A 14,294-nucleotide genomic window follows, 5' to 3' on the forward strand; every position below is an offset into this window, starting at 1 on the left:
CATGAGATACGCGGAACACATCAGCGAGCTGGTCGGCAACACCCCCCTGGTCAAGCTGGGGGTGGTGACCGCGGGCCTGTCCGCGACCATCCTGGCCAAGGTCGAGTACGTCAACCCCGGCGGGTCGGTCAAGGACCGCATCGCGCTGAAGATGATCGAGGCGGCCGAGGCGAGCGGTGAGCTCCGCCCCGGCGGCACGATCGTCGAGCCGACGTCAGGGAACACCGGTGTCGGGCTGGCGCTGGTGGCCCAGCGCAAGGGCTACCACTGCGTGTTCGTCTGCCCCGACAAGGTCTCGGTCGACAAGCGCGACGTGCTCAAGGCCTACGGCGCGGAGGTCGTGGTCACCCCGACCTCGGTCGCCCCCGACCACCCGGACTCCTACTACTCCGTCTCTGACCGGCTGGTCTCCGAGATCGAGGGAGCCTGGAAGCCGAACCAGTACGCCAACCCGGCCGGCCCGGCGAGCCACTACGAGACCACGGGTCCCGAGATCTGGGCTGACACCGACGGCCGCGTGACGCACTTCGTCGCCGGGGTGGGTACCGGCGGCACGATCACCGGAACCGGGCGGTTCCTGCGGGACGCCTCGGCCGACCGCGCGACCGGAGAGGTCCACGTCGTGGGCGCCGACCCGGAAGGCTCGGTCTACTCCGGGGGGACCGGGCGTCCCTACCTCGTCGAGGGCGTCGGAGAGGACTTCTGGCCGGCCGCCTACGACCCCGCGGTCCCGCACGAGATCATCGCGGTCTCAGACGCGGACTCCTTCACCATGACCCGGCGCCTGGCCCGCGAGGAGGGCCTGCTGGTGGGCGGCTCCTGCGGGATGGCCGTGGTCGCCGCGCTGCGCCTGGCTCGCCGGCTCGAGGAGGAGGACCCGGTTGCCGCCGCGGCGGCGGTCATCGTCGTGCTGCTCCCGGACTCCGGGCGCGGGTACATGTCCAAGATCTTCTCCGACGCGTGGATGCGGTCCTACGGGTTCATCGGCGCCGAGCAGGGCGTCACCGCAGGCGACATCCTGCGGGGCAAGTCCGGCGGACTGCCCGACCTCGTGCACACCCACCCGACTGAGACGGTCCGCGACGCGATCGAGATCCTGCGGGAGTTCGGCGTCTCGCAGATCCCCGTCGTGCTCGCCGAGCCGCCCGTGGTCATCGGCGAGGTGGCCGGGTCGGTCAGCGAACGCGAGCTGCTCGACGCCGTGTTCTCCGGCGCCGCCGCGCTCACCGACACGGTCGGCAAGCACATGGCCGCACGGCTGCCGCTCATCGGCGCGGGGGAGCCGGTCGACACCGTCCGTGTCGCCCTGCAGTCCGACGACGCCGTCATGGTCATCGACGGCGGCCTGCCGGTCGGCGTGCTCACCCGCCACGACCTTCTCGGCTTCCTAGCCCGCTAGTCCGCTAGCCCGCCCCCACCCCACCCGCTGAGTGCGTGAAAATACACGTGTTGCCCCGGCATGTCGCGTACATCTTCACGCACTCAGCGATTCGGGCGGGCGGCGGTAGCCTGGACGGGTGACGAACTCGAGCGAGCACCCAGACTGGTCCACCTCCGGATTTGCGACCCGCGCCATCCACGCCGGGCAGGATCCCGATGCCTCGACGGGCGCCGTCGTCCCCCCGATCTACCAGGTCTCCACGTACAAGCAGGACGGCGTCGGCGGCCTGCGCGGGGGGTATGAGTACTCCCGCTCCGCCAACCCCACCCGCACCGCACTCGAGGACGCGCTCGCCGCGGTCGAGCTCGGGTCTCGGGCCTTCGCCTTCTCCTCGGGTTTGGCCGCCGAGGACACCCTGCTGCGCGCCGTGCTGCGCCCCGGCGGACACCTGGTCATCCCTGACGACGCCTACGGCGGCACGTACCGCCTCGTGTCGAAGGTGCTGGGCGCCTGGGGCGTCGACTTCACCCCCGTGAACACCTCCGACCCGGCCGCCGTCGCAGCCGCGATCCGCCCCGGCCAGACGGCCGCGGTGTGGGTCGAGACGCCGTCCAACCCCCTCCTCGGGGTGAGCGACATCCCCGCGCTGGCCGACGTCGCGCACACCGCCGGGGCGCTGCTCATCGTCGACAACACCTTCGCCACCCCCGCCCTGCAGCGCCCGCTGACCCTCGGCGCGGACGTCGTGGTGCACTCCACGACGAAGTACATCGGCGGGCACTCCGACGTCGTCGGCGGCGCGGTCGTCACGGCGGTCGGCGCGGTCCTGCCTGGGGGAGCGACCGGCCCGACCGGCTCCCAGACCCTTGCCGACGCGGTCGGCTTCCTGCAGAACGCCGCCGGCGCGATCGCCGGTCCCTTCGACGCCTGGCTCACGCTGCGCGGCCTGAAGACCCTCGGGCTGCGGATGGAGCGGCACTCCCAGAACGCCGGCGAGATCGCCCTGTTCCTCGAGGCGCACCCCCGCGTGGAGTCGGTGCTCTACCCGGGGCTGCCCAGCCATCCCCAGCACGCGCTCGCGGCCCGGCAGATGTCGGCCTTCGGGGGGATGATCTCCTTCCGCACCGGGTCCCTGGAGAGCGCGCTCGACGTCGTCTCCCGCACCAAGGTGTTCACCCTCGCGGAGTCGCTCGGGGGAGTGGAGTCGCTCATCGAGCACCCCGCGAAGATGACCCACGCCTCGGTCGTCGGGTCGGCGCTCGAGGTGCCCGACGACCTCGTGCGGGTCTCGGTCGGCATCGAGGACGTGGCGGACCTGCTCGCCGACCTCGAGCAGGCGTTGGGCCGGTGACTGCCGCGGGCGACGTCGACGCCGTCGCGCAGGCGATCAGCCTGACGGTCGAGGCTCCTGCGCCCAAGGCACGCGTGCAGATCATCTATTGCACACAGTGCAAGTGGTTGCTCCGGGCGGCCTGGATGGCGCAAGAGCTGCTCACCACGTTCTCCGACGACCTTGCCGAGGTGGCGCTCGTGCCCGCCACGGGTGGGGTGTTCCGGATCGCCGTCGGCTCCGAGACCATCTGGAACCGCAAGGTCGACGGCGGCTTCCCCGAGATCACCGTGCTCAAGCAGCTCGTCCGGGACCGCGTCGCGCCCGGGCGCAGCCTCGGGCACTCCGACGCGGGCGGCGGCTCGGGTGTGACGAGCGCTTCTGGGGCCAGCGTGCCGGGAGCCAGCGAGGTCTGAGACGCTCCCGCTCAGAGCGGCGCTCGCCGGAACGCACGAACGGCTGGCCCCCGATGGGGAGCCAGCCGTTCGTGCGTGCTAGGTCGTGCGTGCTGCGATCAGGAGCGACCGGCGGCGCTGTTGTTGGCGCGGCGCTCGACCTTGGCGGCGAGCTTGGCGTCACGTTCGCGGACGCGCTGCTCCTCGGCCAGGACCTCAAGCTGAACCTTGCGCTCGCGCACCAGCCAGTCCGGCTCGTCGTCGCGGATCTCGTTGATCTCGTCGGTCGTCAGGGCCTCGCTGACCTCGCCGCGAGCCAGCCCGGCGATCGAGACCCCGAGGCGGGCGGCGACAGTGGGCCGCGGGTGCGGTCCGTTCTTGCGGAGCTCGACGAGCCACTCGGGCGGGCTGGCTTGCAAGACGTTCAGTTCTTCGCGGGAGATCACGGTCTCCTGGAACTCCTGGGGTGTCGCAGGCAGATACACGCCCAGCTTCTTGGCCGCAGTGGCGGGCTTCATGGTCTGGGGGGTCTTCTGGGACGTCATGGTCTAAGGGTATCGATCTTTCGGCAGGTAGCCTGACTGTGTGCACAACGACCCCCAGGACGACCCGCTCGACGCAATCTCCGACGCGACTCCCGACGCGACTCCTACCGCGGTGGACCAGGCTTCTCACGACGACCCCGCCGGCCCCGCCGAACCCTCCGTCGCGCCGTTCCGGCTGGCCTTCGCTCCCGGGGTGACTCCCGCGAAGTGGGTCGGCGTCTGGCGTGAACGCCTCGCGGACGTGCCGCTCCAGCTGGTTCCGGTCGACGTCATGGACCGCGGCGCCGCGTTGCGCGCGGGAGATGTGGAGGCCGGGCTGCTCCGCCTCCCGATCGACCAGGAGGGCATGGGAGTCATCCCCCTCTACACCGAGATCCCCGTCGTCGTCGTGCCCGTCGAGCACGCGATCGCGGCCTTCGACGAGGTGAGCGTGCTCGACCTTGCCGACGAGGTGTTCCTGCACCCCCTCGATGACCTGCTCGAGTGGGACACCACTCCGGGGCGGCCCGCAGCCGAACGTCCAGCGACGACGGCCGCGGCGATCGAGCTCGTGGCCGCGGGCATCGGCGTGGTCGTCGTGCCGCAGTCGGTCGCGCGGGCGCACCACCGCAAGGACCTCACCTATCGCCCGGTGACCGGAGCCCCGTCTTCCCGGATCGGCTTCGCCTGGGTCGAGGAGAACATGACCGAGCTGGTCGAGGAGTTCATCGGCATCGTGCGAGGCCGCACGGCGAACAGCTCCCGGGGTCGCAGCGCAGCCGCCGAGCCAGCGGCCGAGTCGGGCAAGAAGGGGTCAGCGCCCAAGGTCCGGACCAAGGCTGAGGAGAAGGCTGCCTTGGCTCGTCAGGCCGCCGACCGCAAGGCGGCAGGCGCGCGCAAGGCCGCCGCTCGTGGCGGAAAGCTCACCGGCAAGCGGCTGGGTAAGCGCGGGAACCGGTAGGTCGCCGCGCAGATCACGCGCGGCAGGTGCGGCTCAGGTCGGCTCGACGGCCGAGGGATCCATCCACATGATCTCCCAGTCGTGACCGTCGAGGTCGCTGAAGCCGCGCTCGTACATGAAGCCTTGGTCCTGGGCCGGACGCGGCTCGGTCGCCCCCGCCGCGACGGCGGCGTCGACGAGCGCGTCGACCTCGGCGCGGCTGGTCATCGCGAGGCCGTTGAGGACCTGCGCCGAGGTGCGCGCGTCGACCACCGGCTTGTCGGTGAACGACTGGAAGAAGTCACGCTGGAGCAGCATGGCGAAGATCGAGTCGCTGAAGACCAGGCACAGGGCGTTCTCGTCGCTGAACTGCTCGTTGAAGGAGTAGCCCAGCGTCGACCAGAATGACCGTGACGCGGCGACGTCGGCGATCGGGAGGTTGACGAAGATCATCGGGTGAGTAGTCATCTTTCGAGGCTAGGCCCACCTGGCCCGGTCGTCGCGTCAGGGGCGGCGAGGGCTGGTCAGGCCAGCCTCACGCCCCCTCTGGCACCACGCAGGCGACTCCGGTCGAGTGCACGGGGCAGTAGCCGTTCGGGTTCTTCGCGAGGTACTGCTGGTGGTAGCCCTCCGCGTAGTAGAACGGGCCTGCCTCCTGGGCCGACCGCAGGTCCGTGGTGACCTGCCCGAATCCGCGCGCGGCGAGGCTCGCCCCGAAGTCTTCGGCGGTGCGCCGGGCCGCGGACTCCTGCTCCGGCGTCGTCCAGTAGATCGCCGAGCGGTACTGGGTGCCCACGTCGTTGCCCTGGCGGAAGCCCTGCGTGGGGTCGTGAGACTCCCAGAATTGGCGCAGGATCTCCCCGTCGGAGACGACCGCGGGGTCGTAGGCGACCATGACAGCCTCGGTGTGACCGGTCATCGCCGTGCACACCTCCTCATACGTCGGGTTGGGCGTGAAGCCGCCCTGGTAGCCGGCGGCGGTCGTGACCACGCCGGGCAGCTGCCAGAACTCCTTCTCCGCACCCCAGAAGCAGCCGAGGGCGAGGTAGATGACGCGGGTGCCCTCCGGCCACGGGCCGGCCAGCGGCGCCGGGAGCACCGCGTGGGTCGCGGGCACGGTGTACGACGGCGCGGGTCGCCCGGAGAGCGCCCGCTCGGGGGTGACCATGGTCGTCTTGAGCGACGAACCGAACAGGGAGCCGAACATGAGTCCTCCGCGGTGGTGAATGTCTTGGGGAGTTGTCCCCATGATCGCAAACACCAGGAGTGTTCGGACTGTTCCCCGGCCCGCGCCGTCGTAGCCTTGCAGATGCGCGCGCATGCCGCCGCGGCGCACCCAGGCCACACCTTCCCGGCCAGCACACTCCTGACGAAGGGCAACGCACCTGATGGGCGTCGATCCGCAAGGCACCACCGACCCGCACGACGCCGTCGCACCGGGCGAAGGAGAGGGCGCGCCGAGCGCCACCCCCGCCACCGACGAACCCCAGGGGACCGGCGAGCCGTCGACCACCGGCCATGCCTTCCGGGTGACCTCACAGACCTTGGGCGCCGCGACCGGGGCCAGGCCGCGGGTCGGAGCCGACGCCGTAGCGGGCAGCGTGCGGTCCGCGGCGGCCTGGGCGTGGCGCTTCCTCGCGATCGCCCTCGGGCTCGCGGTGGTCTTCTCGATCATCGCCTACCTCAAGGTCATCGTCGTCCCGGTGGCGATCGCGCTGCTGCTGACCGTCCTGCTGCAACCCCTCGCCACGTTCCTGCGGGTACGCCTGCGGTTCGCGGTCGGGCTCGCCGCCGCGACGTCCGTGATCGGGCTGATCGCCGCGATCTGTGGGCTCGTCTTCATCGCCGGGAACGAGATCCTCAAGGGCTTCAGCGACCTCCGGGACAAGGCCACCGAGGGCCTGCAGCAGGGCCTCGACTGGCTCTCCACGGGACCCTTGGGACTGGACAGCACGACGATCGAGAAGTATCTCGACGACGCGCTCGCTGCGATCGAGAAGAACACCGGGACGTTGCTCTCCGGTGCACTGTCCGTCACGACCACGGTCGGCCAGGTCCTCGCCGGTGCGGTCATCGCGCTCTTCTGCACACTCTTCTTCCTCATGGACGGCCGCCGGATCTGGAGCTGGGTGGTTGGTCTCCTCCCGCGGCACACCCGCGAACGCACCCATCAGGCCGGCCGGCGTGGCCTGGTCACGCTCGCCTCCTACGCCCGTACCCAGATCCTCGTGGCCTTCATCGACGCCGTGGGTATCGGCGCGGGAGCAGCGATCCTCGGGGTCCCCCTCGCCCTGCCGCTCGCCGTGCTCGTCTTCATCGGGTCGTTCGTCCCCTTCGTCGGCGCGATCTTCACCGGCGCGATGGCGGTCCTGGTCGCCCTGGTCGCGAACGGGTGGCCCGCCGGGCTCATCATGCTCGGCGTCGTGCTGCTGGTCCAGCAGATCGAGTCCAACGTGCTCCAGCCCTGGCTCATGGGTCAGGCCGTGTCGATGCACCCCGTCGCCGTGCTGCTCGTGGTCACCGGCGGAACGCTTGTCGCCGGAATTGTCGGCGCCCTCTTCGCGGTGCCGATCGCGGCCGTCCTCAACACGGTCGTGCTGTACTTCCACGGCCACGACAAGTTCCCTGAGCTCGGCTTCGACGACCATATGAGCCTGCGACCCGCCGGTCGCCGGGCCGTGATGATCACGAGCGCCGAGCACCTCGTGGGCGACGCGCCCGGCGAGCTGCCGCAGGCGACGAAAGGCGACTCATGATGGCCGACGCCGATCAGAGCGCCATGCCCCGACCGCGCCTTCGGGTAGGGATCGAGGCGATCCGTGAGGCGGCCGCCCTGCTCGAGGGCGTCGTCGCGGTGACCCCGGTCGAGCGCTCGAGCGCACTGGCCGCGGTGGTCGGCGCCCCGGTGTTCCTCAAGTGCGAGAACCTCCAGCGCTCGGGATCGTTCAAGCTCCGTGGGGCCTACGTGCGGATGGCTCGACTGAGCGAGGAGGACAAGGCCCGCGGGGTCGTCGCTGCCAGCGCCGGGAACCACGCGCAGGGCGTTGCGCTCGGCGCGCGGCTGCTGGGTATCCGCGCGGTCGTCTACATGCCCACCGATGCGGCCCTGCCCAAGATCGCGGCCACCCGCGAGTACGGCGCCGAGGTGCGCCTGGTGGGCACCACGGTCGACGACGTGCTCGCCGCCGCGCACGAGGAGTCCCTGCGCAGCGGCGCGGTCCTCATCCACCCCTTCGACCATGAGGACATCGTGGCGGGGCAGGGGACGATCGCCCTGGAGATCCTCGAGCAGGTGCCCGACGTGCGCACTGTCGTCGTGCCTGTCGGTGGGGGCGGGCTCGCGGCCGGGATCGTGGCCGCGATGGCCGAGATCGCGCCGCACGTGAAGGTCGTCGGGGTGCAGTCGGCCCGGGCCGGCGGGTACCCCGGGTCGCTCGCCGCGGGCGTGCCCACGAGGGCGACCACGGCGTCCACGATGGCCGACGGCATCGCCGTGAGCACCCCGGGGAAGGTGCCCTTCGAGATCATCCGGGACGGCGGCGCCCAGATCCGGACCGTGACCGAAGAGGATCTCTCCCGGGCCCTGCTGTTCATCGCCGAGCGGGCGAAGCTTGTCGTCGAGCCGGCCGGGGTCGCTGGGGTCGCGGCGCTGATGGCCTACCCGGGGGAGTACGAGGGCCCGGTCGTGGCCGTGCTCTCCGGCGGGAACATCGACCCGCTCGTGCTGCTGCGGGTCGTGCGGCACGGCCTCGCCTCGGCGGGACGCTACCTCCAGCTCCGGGTGCGCCTGGTCGACCGGCCCGGTGCGCTCGCCGACCTGCTCCAGGACCTGGCGTCCTCGGGCGGGAACATCATGCACGTCGACCACGTCCGGACCGGGGTCGACCTCGCGATCGACGAGGTCGAGGTCACGATGCAGGTCGAGACGAAGGGCCCCGAGCACTGCGCGGCGCTGCTCGACCACCTGCGGGCCGAGGGCTACAACCTCAGCGAGTAGCGGCGGCGCGGGTGGTGCGCCCGGGTGCGGTGCGCGCGGAGGCCGTTGCTGCGTCGTCGGGCAGGGTGCTGGTGGACGACGGCGGGGCCGCACCGGATCATCCGGTGCGGCCCCGCCGTCGTGCATGCGTGGACGTCGTCCGCGCTCAGCCCTCGTAGGGCTTGGCGTTCGTGACCTCGACCTCGATCTGCTTGCCGTTGGGCGCGGAGAAGCTCGCCTTCTCGCCGACCTTCTTGCCGAGGATCGCGGCGCCGAGCGGAGATCGGTCGGAGTAGACGTCGATGTCTGCCGTGTCGGCGATCTCACGCGAGCCGAGCAGGAAGACCATCTCGTCGCCGCCGACGAGGGCCGTGACGACCATGCCGGGCTCGACGACGCCGTCGTCCTGAGGCGAGCCGATCCGGACCGTGCGCAGCTTCGCCGTGAGCTCCTTGATCCGGGCCTCGCTCTTGCCCTGCTCCTCGCGGGCGGCGTGGTAGCCGCCGTTCTCCTTGAGGTCGCCCTCGTCGCGAGCTCTCGCGATGCGGTCGATGATCTCGTCGCGGCCCTTCCCCGTGAGGTGCGCCAGCTCGGCCTGGAGTCGGTCGTGTGCCTCCTGGGTCAGCCAGGTGACGTTCGTCTCGGTCACAGGTCGCTCCTTCCTTACCTAAGAACCATAAGACACGCTGAATGTGTCCGTAGTGAATCGGGTGTGTGGTGTCTTCTCGCGCGGGGCCCTGTCGATCGGCGCACGTCAGCGCGAGAATGGGGCCGATTGCGTACTGGGTACGCCTCGGCACTGCCCCCGGCCTCAGTGCTCGTGCCGGGACGTGCTGGGAACTGGCGAAGGTGCACCGCCAGATCGCCCACCGGGTCAGCGTCTGAATAGGTCAGTGTAGCAATGGCGGTGCCACCAGGGCCAGACGCGGCCGGAGAGGTCAGTCGACGAGCGTGCAGCTCTCGATCACCGCGGTCACGGCGAGCTCGGTCGTGGCGATCTGCGTGGTGTATCGGGCCTCCCCGACATCGGACGGGCCGATCGTGACGTCCTTCGTCCCCACCTGGGCATAGTTGGTGTTCAGGGCGTTGAGCGTGCAGATGACGGTCGCGTCCTTGGGCTTGGCGACGTCGAAGGTGATGTCGATCGCCTCGGGACCCTTGACCGAGAACCCGAACTCCTGACCGCGCACGCTGCTGGCAGTGTTGCCGAAGGACAGGTACGCGGCGATGGCGACCATGACGGCGATGCCGGCGACGGACCCGGCGAACTTGAGGCGGCGGGCGCGCGGGTTCGGCGCGGTGGTGTACCGCGTCCCGAGATCGTGAGGGGTGGTCGACTCGGGGTCGTGGCTTGAGTCGTGGCTGGGGTCGAGCTGCTCGGGCACGGCGAACGCCTTTCCGGCGGGTTCCAGTCCACCAGAGTGCAGACCTGGCGGTCTTCTGGGGGATCATTGGCTGTAGTCGATTATTGTCATGATCGCCGCGTTGCCGAAATCGCTGGCCGCGCGGGGCCTGGCGCACTCAGCAAGATCCCTTGGAGGACGCGTGACTACTACGCCGTTGCGGCTCATGGCCGTGCATGCCCACCCGGACGATGAGTCGAGCAAGGGCGCGGCGACTACCGCGCGCTACAGCGCCGAGGGCGTCGAGGTGCTCGTCGTGAGCTGCACAGGCGGGGAACGGGGCAGCATCCTCAACCCCAGCTACGGCCGTGACATCACCGACCTCGACGAGATGCGCCAGGTGCGCACGGTCGAGATGGCCGAGGCCGCGCAGGCCCTGGGTGTGCAGCACCGTTGGCTGGGCTTCGTCGACTCCGGGCTTCCGGAGGGTGACCCGCTGCCGCCGCTCCCGCCGGGTTGCTTCGCGCTGGTCCCCCTAGAGGAGGCCGCCGCGCCTCTCGTGGAGCTCGTCCGCGACTTCCGCCCGCACGTGATCACCACCTACGACCCGACCGGTGGATACCCGCACCCGGACCACATCATGACCCACCGGGTCGCGAAGGAAGCCTTTCACGCAGCCGGGGACAGCGACCGCTACCGCGACCGCGGGCAGCCCTGGGAGCCGCTCAAGCTCTACTACAACCACGACTTCTCGATGAACCGCATCCGCAGCATGCACCAGGCCATGCTCGACGCCGGCCTCGAGTCGCCCTTCGGCGACTGGGTCGAGTCACGGGCCGCCCGGGAGATCCCCGAGCGCGAGGTGACTACCCGGATCGCCTGCTCGGACTACTTCGACGCGCGCGACGGCGCACTGCGCGCACACGCCACACAGATCGACCCCGACGGCTTCTTCTTCGCCATCCCGCGCGACCTCGAGATCGAGATGTGGCCGGTCGAGGAGTACGAGCTCGCCGAGTCGCGGGTAGCGACGACCACGCCCGAGGACGACTTGTTCGCGGGCATCACCGGGAACGAGGGGCTCAGCGCATGACTATCACCACACTGGTCTTCGCCGACCCTGGGGTGGCCGCCGCGCTGCACCTGGCCGACGACGCCACTCCCGAGCCGGTGAGCACGACCGAACCCTCCGGGGTCCCCACCATGCGACCCGACCTCGAGGTCAGCGACGTCTCCCCGGGGCTGGGCGGGTTCCTCGCGATCTTCGTGGTCGCGGTCGCGGCGATCTTCCTCATGCTCTCCATGACGAAGAAGCTGCGCAAGGTCAACCACCGCGCGGGCGTCGAGACGACCGCGTCGGCGACCTTCGGCGACGGGACGGAGACGTCGGGCGGGTCTGTTGGGTCGGGCGGGTCTGGGTCTGGCGGGTCGGGGTCTGGCGGAGCTGATGGATCCGGCGGGACCCATCCGGTAGCCGACGGCGTCTAAGGTGCGCGTCACGATCGCCCAGCTCGAGGTGAGCGCGGACCACAGCGCGAATGTCGTCGTGGTGCGCCAGGCCTGCGCGGAGGCGGCCCTGGTCTCGGCGGACCTGCTCGTGCTCCCCGAGTACGCGAGCGGCTACGACCCGCGCGGGGTGGGCATCGAGCACGCCGAGTCCCTCGCGGGGCCGTTCGTCCAGCTGCTCCGCGAGCAGTCGGCGGAGACCGGCGTGACGATCGTCGCGGGGATGGTCACGTTCCCGGAGGGGGCTGCGCACGGGGCCGACCCTGGTCCGGACCGAGCGGCCGCCGCGCCCCGGGCGAGCAACATCGTCGTCGTGGTGCGCGGGGGAGAGGTCGTGGGGGCGTACCGCAAGGTTCACCTCTACGACGCCTTCGGCCACCGCGAGTCCGACCGGCTCGAGCCCGGTGACCCGGCCGCACCGCCGCTCGTGGTCACCGTCGGCGACCTCGCCGTCGGCATCATGACGTGCTACGACCTGCGCTTCCCCGAGAGCGCCAGGCGCCTGGTCGACGCCGGTGCGCAGGTCCTCGTCGTCCCGGCGGCCTGGGCTGCAGGGCCCGGGAAGGTCGACCAGTGGAGGGTGCTGGCCCGCGCCCGGGCGATCGAGAACACGTGCGCCGTGCTCGCCGTCGGGCAGGCCGGCAAGGGGGTCAGCGGGCACTCGCTCCTGGTCGGTCCGGACGGCTCGGTCGCAATCGAACTGGCCGACGCCGCAGCCGTGACCAGCGCAGACATCGACGCGGCCGGCATCGCGGCCGAGCGCGACCGCAACCCGTCCCTGGCCAACCGCCGCTACACCGTCGTCCCCGTCCCGACAGCGCCGACGGCTCCGCTCACTCCGACTGACTGACTGACTCCCCACGGTCGGGCCTCCCACCCGTCTGACCACCCCAACCCGCCCACTCGCCCATCCCCATCGATAGGTGCGCAAATTCCGCCCTGAATTCGCCAAGAGCAGGGCGGAGTTTGCGCACCTGTCGACGGCGGCGCAGGGCGGGTGGCGGAGCAGGGCGGGCGGCGCGCAGGGCTGGGTGGTCGAGCGGGGCCGGTGGAGTGGGCCGGTGGTCGGTCGCGGAGCTTTAGGCGGCGGTCGCGGCGAGCATGATGGCTGCGTAGTGGCAGCCGAAGCCGATGACCGTGAGCACGTGGAAGATCTCGTGGAAGCCGAACCAGCCCGGGACCGGGTTGGGGCGCTTGAGCGCGTAGATCACGGCGCCGACCGTGTAGGCGAGGCCGCCGATCGAGATGAGCCAGACGATCGTCGGGCTGCCGTAGGTCCAGAACTGCGGCATGTATCCGACCGCGACCCAGCCCAGGGCGAGGTAGATCGGGACGTACACCCAGCGCGGGGCGCCCAGCCAGATGATCCGGGCAGCGAGCCCGAGCAGGGCGCCGACCCAGACGATGATCAGCAGCACCGTCGCCATGCTCTTGGGCAGCATCAGCACCGCCAGCGGGGTGTACGTGCCGGCGATGATGAGGAAGATGTTGGAGTGGTCGGCCCGGCGCAGCGCCGCGGCCGTCCGCGGCGACCAGGTCCCGAGGTGGTAGACCGCGCTCGTCCCGAACAGCAGGATCGCGCTCAGCCCGAAGACAGCCGTGGAGACCTTCCCGGCGACCGGCGGGGCCATGGCGACGAGGATGATGCCCGCCACGAGCGCGATCGGGAAGGTCACCGCGTGCACCCAGCCGCGCAGACGAGGCTTCTCGCTCCGGCGGACCAGCCCGGCGTCGGCGACCTCGTCGATCGTCTCCGGCGCGGCGTCCGGCGCGGCGTCCGGCGCGGTGCCCGGCGCGGCGTCCGGCGGCGTGACCGGCGGCGTGACCGGCGAGGAGTCGGGCATGTCGGCCGGTGAGGTCGTGGCCATGGAGAGCTCCTCGTCGTATGGTTCCTGAGTCAGGAACGACAGTAACCTACGCCGACGTAGGTTACTGGTCAGTAGCCAGTGGGACCGGTGAAGATCGGCTCATCTGATCCTTTCACGCGCGGGGCCGCGCTCCGGTACCGTGTGACTCTCTGCACTGATCATCGGAGGAACGCGCGTGCGAATGCCCCACCTGCTCTACGGGCTCTATGAGAAGCGCCTCGCGGCCTCGCTTGCGCACCAGTCGTTCCCGCGCCACGTCGGTGTCATCCTCGACGGCAACCGGCGCTGGGCGAAGTCCTTCGGGGAGCCCGCCGCGCACGGCCATCGCCGCGGCGCGGACAAGATCGAGGAATTCCTCGGGTGGAGTGAAGATCTGGGGATCGAGGTGGTGACGTTGTGGATGCTGTCCACCGACAACCTCTCCCGCGCCGCCGAGGAGCTCGAGGCCCTGCTCGCGATCATCGAGGATGCCGTGTGCAGCCTGGCCGCGAGCAAGCGGTGGCGGCTGCGCGTCGTCGGGCGGCTGGATCTGCTGCCGGAGAAGTTCGCGGACACGCTGCGCGCCGCGCAGGCCGAGACCGAGGAGATCGACGGCCTGCAGGTCAACGTCGCGATCGGCTACGGCGGGCGCCACGAGATCGCCGACGCCGTGCGCGACTTCCTGCGTGAGCGCGCCCAGGCGGGCGCCACGATCGCCGAGATCGCCGAGAGCATCGACGTCGACAACATTGCCGAGCACCTCTACACCAAGGGCCAGCCCGACCCCGAGCTGGTCATCCGCACGTCGGGCGAGCAGCGCCTGGGCGGGTTCCTGCTGTGGCAGAGCGCCCACTCGGAGTTCTACTTCTGCGAGGCGCACTGGCCGGAGTTCCGTCGCGTCGACTACCTGCGCGCGCTGCGCTCCTACGCCGCCCGAGAACGTCGCCTCGGCCGCTGACTGCACCCACCCCACCCCCACCCCGACCCCCCGCCCCCAGCACTCAGCGATTGTTGGGCGGGCAGGCGGGCAGGTGGGCGGGCGGGCCGATGGT

16 protein-coding genes are annotated in these 14,294 nt (G+C 70.7%); 10 read left to right on the forward strand and 6 right to left on the reverse strand.

Annotated features, from left to right (window positions below):
* Nucleotide 1: 1 nt before the first annotated feature.
* The 3 genes from BLQ50_RS11135 (at nt 2) to BLQ50_RS11145 (ending at nt 3,127) form a co-directional block, all read left to right on the forward strand.
* Nucleotides 2–1,399 (forward strand): cystathionine beta-synthase, encoded by a 1,398-nt coding sequence (locus tag BLQ50_RS11135; RefSeq protein ID WP_093183694.1) that lies wholly within the window; start codon nt 2–4, stop codon nt 1,397–1,399.
* Nucleotides 1,400–1,517: 118 nt separating this feature from the next.
* Nucleotides 1,518–2,732, forward strand: coding sequence for a cystathionine gamma-synthase (locus BLQ50_RS11140; RefSeq protein WP_093183696.1), 1,215 nt, complete (start codon nt 1,518–1,520; stop codon nt 2,730–2,732).
* Complete coding sequence (locus tag BLQ50_RS11145; protein ID WP_245701117.1) at nt 2,729–3,127, forward strand: Rdx family protein; 399 nt, start codon at nt 2,729–2,731, stop codon at nt 3,125–3,127. The genes BLQ50_RS11140 and BLQ50_RS11145 overlap by 4 nt, the downstream gene beginning before the upstream one ends.
* Nucleotides 3,128–3,225: 98 nt before the next feature.
* Here BLQ50_RS11145 and BLQ50_RS11150 read toward each other — a convergent pair whose 3' ends face one another.
* On the reverse strand, nt 3,226–3,651 hold the full coding sequence (locus tag BLQ50_RS11150; RefSeq protein ID WP_093183697.1) for a DUF5997 family protein: 426 nt from the start codon (nt 3,649–3,651) through the stop codon (nt 3,226–3,228).
* A gap of 40 nt (nt 3,652–3,691) precedes the next feature.
* On the opposite strand from BLQ50_RS11150, the gene BLQ50_RS11155 reads away from it, so the two are divergent.
* Nucleotides 3,692–4,591 (forward strand): LysR substrate-binding domain-containing protein, encoded by a 900-nt coding sequence (locus BLQ50_RS11155; protein ID WP_245701118.1) that lies wholly within the window; start codon nt 3,692–3,694, stop codon nt 4,589–4,591.
* Nucleotides 4,592–4,624: 33 nt separating this feature from the next.
* Here the strand turns inward: BLQ50_RS11155 and BLQ50_RS11160 are convergent, their stop codons facing one another.
* Both BLQ50_RS11160 and msrA read right to left on the reverse strand, forming a co-directional pair.
* On the reverse strand, nt 4,625–5,038 hold the full coding sequence (locus tag BLQ50_RS11160; RefSeq protein WP_093183699.1) for a VOC family protein: 414 nt from the start codon (nt 5,036–5,038) through the stop codon (nt 4,625–4,627).
* A gap of 67 nt (nt 5,039–5,105) precedes the next feature.
* Nucleotides 5,106–5,777, reverse strand: a complete 672-nt coding sequence (gene msrA, locus BLQ50_RS11165) for a peptide-methionine (S)-S-oxide reductase MsrA (protein WP_093183701.1) — start codon at nt 5,775–5,777, stop codon at nt 5,106–5,108.
* A gap of 181 nt (nt 5,778–5,958) precedes the next feature.
* On the opposite strand from msrA, the gene BLQ50_RS11170 reads away from it, so the two are divergent.
* Both BLQ50_RS11170 and ilvA read left to right on the forward strand, forming a co-directional pair.
* Complete coding sequence (locus tag BLQ50_RS11170; protein ID WP_093183703.1) at nt 5,959–7,326, forward strand: AI-2E family transporter; 1,368 nt, start codon at nt 5,959–5,961, stop codon at nt 7,324–7,326.
* Nucleotides 7,326–8,567 (forward strand): threonine ammonia-lyase, encoded by a 1,242-nt coding sequence (ilvA, locus tag BLQ50_RS11175; RefSeq protein ID WP_245701119.1) that lies wholly within the window; start codon nt 7,326–7,328, stop codon nt 8,565–8,567. The genes BLQ50_RS11170 and ilvA overlap by 1 nt, the downstream gene beginning before the upstream one ends.
* A gap of 145 nt (nt 8,568–8,712) precedes the next feature.
* On the opposite strand, the gene greA is transcribed toward ilvA, so the two are convergent.
* Both greA and BLQ50_RS11185 read right to left on the reverse strand, forming a co-directional pair.
* Nucleotides 8,713–9,195, reverse strand: coding sequence for a transcription elongation factor GreA (gene greA / locus BLQ50_RS11180; RefSeq protein ID WP_093183704.1), 483 nt, complete (start codon nt 9,193–9,195; stop codon nt 8,713–8,715).
* A 289-nt stretch (nt 9,196–9,484) separates the two neighbouring features.
* Nucleotides 9,485–9,931, reverse strand: a complete 447-nt coding sequence (locus tag BLQ50_RS11185) for a DUF4307 domain-containing protein (RefSeq protein ID WP_093183706.1) — start codon at nt 9,929–9,931, stop codon at nt 9,485–9,487.
* Nucleotides 9,932–10,115: 184 nt separating this feature from the next.
* On the opposite strand from BLQ50_RS11185, the gene mca reads away from it, so the two are divergent.
* From mca to BLQ50_RS11200, 3 genes are read left to right on the forward strand one after another with little or no spacing between them, the layout of a single operon-like run.
* A complete protein-coding gene (mca, locus tag BLQ50_RS11190; RefSeq protein WP_175559112.1) occupies nt 10,116–10,982 on the forward strand; it encodes a mycothiol conjugate amidase Mca in 867 nt (288 codons plus the stop codon).
* Entirely contained in the window at nt 10,979–11,377 is a 399-nt protein-coding gene (locus BLQ50_RS11195) for a hypothetical protein (protein ID WP_093183709.1), read from the forward strand. Before mca ends, BLQ50_RS11195 begins: the two co-directional genes overlap by 4 nt.
* 1 nt (nt 11,378) lies before the next feature.
* Nucleotides 11,379–12,245 carry a nitrilase-related carbon-nitrogen hydrolase gene (locus BLQ50_RS11200; protein WP_093183710.1) on the forward strand — a complete coding sequence of 289 codons (867 nt, stop codon included), beginning with the start codon at nt 11,379–11,381 and terminating at the stop codon, nt 12,243–12,245.
* A gap of 229 nt (nt 12,246–12,474) precedes the next feature.
* Here the strand turns inward: BLQ50_RS11200 and trhA are convergent, their stop codons facing one another.
* Complete coding sequence (gene trhA, locus BLQ50_RS11205; RefSeq protein WP_093183712.1) at nt 12,475–13,263, reverse strand: PAQR family membrane homeostasis protein TrhA; 789 nt, start codon at nt 13,261–13,263, stop codon at nt 12,475–12,477.
* 175 nt (nt 13,264–13,438) lie between these two features.
* Here trhA and BLQ50_RS11210 point away from each other — a divergent pair, with 175 nt between their 5' ends.
* Nucleotides 13,439–14,200: an isoprenyl transferase gene (locus BLQ50_RS11210; RefSeq protein WP_093183714.1), complete on the forward strand. Its 762-nt coding sequence runs from the start codon at nt 13,439–13,441 to the stop codon at nt 14,198–14,200.
* The last annotated feature ends 94 nt before the right edge of the window (nt 14,201–14,294 follow it).

It is taken from the genome of Sanguibacter gelidistatuariae (assembly GCF_900096585.1).
Classification (GTDB): Bacteria; Actinomycetota; Actinomycetes; order Actinomycetales; family Cellulomonadaceae; genus Sanguibacter; species Sanguibacter gelidistatuariae.